3 protein-coding genes are annotated in these 2975 nt (G+C 61.4%); 2 read left to right on the top strand and 1 reads right to left on the bottom strand.

Translation table 11 applies throughout. The features are described 5' to 3' along the window. Positions 1-183: 183 nt before the first annotated feature. Positions 184-1284, bottom strand: coding sequence for an alpha/beta fold hydrolase (locus JNL55_RS30880; RefSeq protein WP_293863610.1), 1101 nt, complete (start codon positions 1282-1284; stop codon positions 184-186). 138 nt (positions 1285-1422) lie between these two features. Between JNL55_RS30880 and mddA the strand changes: the two genes are divergently transcribed. Further along, on the top strand, positions 1423-2196 hold the full coding sequence (gene mddA / locus JNL55_RS30875) for a methanethiol S-methyltransferase (RefSeq protein ID WP_293863608.1): 774 nt from the start codon (positions 1423-1425) through the stop codon (positions 2194-2196). Between the two features lie 45 nt (positions 2197-2241). After that, positions 2242-2975, top strand: a 734-nt coding sequence (locus tag JNL55_RS30870) for a protein adenylyltransferase SelO family protein (RefSeq protein WP_293863606.1), incomplete at its 3' end; no start/stop codon positions are given.

Below are 2975 nucleotides of genomic sequence, written 5' to 3'. Positions count from 1 at the left end.
GCACCTTGCCGGTGAGACCAAAGTCGAGTGCATCGTCGCCGCACTCTTTCTGGATGGCCAGGATGAGCTTCCCAGCGGCGATTCCAACGGGATTTCGCTTGCGCGGCATGATCGATAATCGTCTCAATGAAAGGCGTAGCGGCACATTGTACCCGCCATCGCTGCCGACACGCCGCGCGACCGTCAGCGCTGCACGGTTCCCTGAAAGCCATGATCGCGCGCCAACACCGCTGCCTGCGTGCGTGATTGAACTTCCAGCTTCTCGAAGATTCGCGACACGATATTACGAATCGTCTTCTCACTGAGAAACAGGGACGAGGCAATCTCAGCGTTGCTCCGGCCGGTGACCAATCCGTTCAGAACATCCCGTTCGCGAGCAGACAGCGCGTCGAAGCGATCAGCGTGCGTATTGTTAGAACGCGCGGCGGCACCGCGGCCGGTGAACTCGAGAACGGTCTCTTTGAAGTGAGCCCACGCTGGCTCGTCTTCCAAGAGCACGTGATTTCGAGATTCCAACTGCACGAACTCGGCGTTGGGAATATCCGCGGCCAGTTCGCGGCTCGCGTTCAGCGGCGTGACTTGATCGTCGACAGCGTGAATCACCAGCGTCGGCACTTTCAGTTGAGGCAGCAGCGCACGCACGTCGATCTCAGACCGAGCCAACATCAAATGAGCAGCGATCTCGGGCGTGGTCGTGCGACGGCACAGTTCGTTGAACCACGCGATCTGCTCCATGCTCGCGCCCGGCGCGAAGCGCGAAGTGAACACCTGACGAAAAGCGACGGTGTCCGTGCCCCAGCCGAGACGAATCAATTCCACGATGGCCTGAAAGCGACGCAAACCCTGCTCGTCACCGCGTTTGGCCCAGCCGGTCGCGTAGCCGCCATAAAGAATCAGGTGCGAAACGCGCTCGGGATACTTAACGGCATAAGCGATACAAGCCGCACCGCCTTGCGAAATGCCCAGCAGCGTCGCGGGCGCGTCGAGCGTCGCCGCGTCGATGACCAATTCGAGATCGTCGACCCAGCGAGGCAGCGACACCTCCGGCACTTCCCACTGCGACATGCCGCAGCCCCGCTCGTCATAGCGGATGAAGTGGAAATGCTCGGCGAAAAACTGGATCCAATGGCGCCAGATCGGGCTTTCCAGGTCGTACTGCAAATGAGTCAGCCAGTTCGCCGCCTTGACCAAGGGCGGGCCACTGCCGGTCGACGCCCACGCGAGGCGCACCCCGTCGCTGCCGCTGACGTAACGAATGGACTGACGAAGCGCTTGGCGTGCCATACCCCGGCCTGTCGCAGGTGAAGGACAAATGTCCCTGTCGGCGCAGCCGATAATGCCTGCCTTCGGGACATCCTTCATCTGTTTCGGCGTGTACTCAAGGCCGATGCTGTCAGCCTGTGCAACCCTCCGGAGCCTGCGATGAAACGTTCCCTGGTCCTTTTGTACGGCGCCGCCTGTTACGCCGTGTTTCTAGCCACTTTTCTGTACGCCGTGGCCTTCCTGGGCAACTTCTTGGTCGGCAACTCCATCGACGCGGCGCCTACCACGGGCATCGGCCAGGCGATCGCAATCGATATCGCGCTATTGGCGGTGTTTGCTCTTCAGCACAGCATCATGGCCCGTCCGGCGTTCAAGCGCTGGTGGACGCGCATCGTCCCGACCGCCGCCGAGCGCAGCACCTATGTGTTGTTTTCGAGCCTGGCGCTGATCTTGTTGTTCTGGTTGTGGCAACCGATCGGCGCGGTGGTGTGGCGGGTGGACAGCCCAGTGGGGCAGGGTTTGTTGTACGCCGGCTATGCCGCCGGTTGGGTGCTGCTGCTAGTCGCCACCTTCCTGATCGATCACTTCGACCTGTTCGGTTTGCGTCAGTCCTGGTTGTACTTCCGCGGTCGGCCTTATTCCGAGATCGCCTTTCGCACCCCTGGGCTGTACAAGCTGATCCGTCATCCCATCTACCTCGCCTGGCTGCTGACCTTCTGGTGCACGCCGGTCATGACCGCGGCTCATTTGTTGTTTGCCGTGATGACGACGGCATACATCCTGATCGCGATCCAGCTCGAAGAGCGTGACCTGACCCGTGCGTTTCCCGAGTATGCGAGCTACCGCCAACGCGTGCCCTCGCTGATCCCGTTCACGGGCGGCAGCACGAAGGCCAAAAGCGTCGCTGCTGGAGAACAGCTGCGGTACCGATAGTGAACGTCGATAGGTCGCGGGGAGCGCTAGCGATACGATGAGGTCATGCAAATTGGCTTCGAACACACATACGCTGCGCTACCCCCTCGATTCCACGCGCGCGTCGAACCGGCAAAAGCCGCCGACGCGCAGCTGGTAATTTTCAATCGCGCGCTGGCGGCGGAGATCGGGGTCGATCCCGATCTGAACGAGCAGCAGGCGGCGGCGTTGTTCTCCGGCACTGAGCTCGCCGCAGATTCGACGCCGATTGCGATGGCCTATGCGGGCCACCAGTTCGGTGGCTTCGTGCCGCAGCTCGGCGACGGGCGAGCCATCTTGCTCGGCGAGCTACGCGGCCGCGATGGAGTGTTACGCGACGTTCAATTGAAAGGCTCAGGTCGCACGCCGTTCTCCCGAGGTGGAGATGGGCGCGCAGCGATCGGTCCGATGCTTCGCGAGTACTTGATCAGCGAAGCCATGCATGCGCTGGGTATTCCGACCACGCGTTCGCTGGCGGTCGTGACGACAGGCGAGCAGGTCTATCGTCAGGAAATATTGCCCGGCGCCGTGCTGACGCGTGTCGCCACGAGCCACATCCGAGTCGGAACGTTTCAGTTCTTCGCAGCGCGAGGCGATGTAGAAGGGTTGCGAACATTGTTGGATTACGTCATCGAGCGTCACTATCCCGAGGCACGCCAAGCAGAAGTGCCGGCACTCGCGGTACTGGCAGCGGTCACCGAGCGCCAAGCGAACTTGATTGCGGACTGGATGCGCGTCGGCTTCATTCACGGCGTGATGAA

Source organism: Steroidobacter sp. (assembly GCF_016790065.1).
Classification (GTDB): domain Bacteria; phylum Pseudomonadota; class Gammaproteobacteria; order Steroidobacterales; family Steroidobacteraceae; genus Steroidobacter.
The sequence above is the reverse complement of the archived record's forward strand: the minus strand, read 5'-3'. Positions and strand labels throughout refer to the sequence as shown.

Bases quoted from the DNA above. Each gene is read 5' to 3' on its own strand.
- JNL55_RS30880 (WP_293863610.1), bottom strand. From the start codon at position 1,284: ATGGCACGCCAAGCGCTTCGTCAGTCCATTCGTTACGTCAGCGGCAGC.
- mddA (WP_293863608.1), top strand. From the start codon at position 1,423: ATGAAACGTTCCCTGGTCCTTTTGTACGGCGCCGCCTGTTACGCCGTG.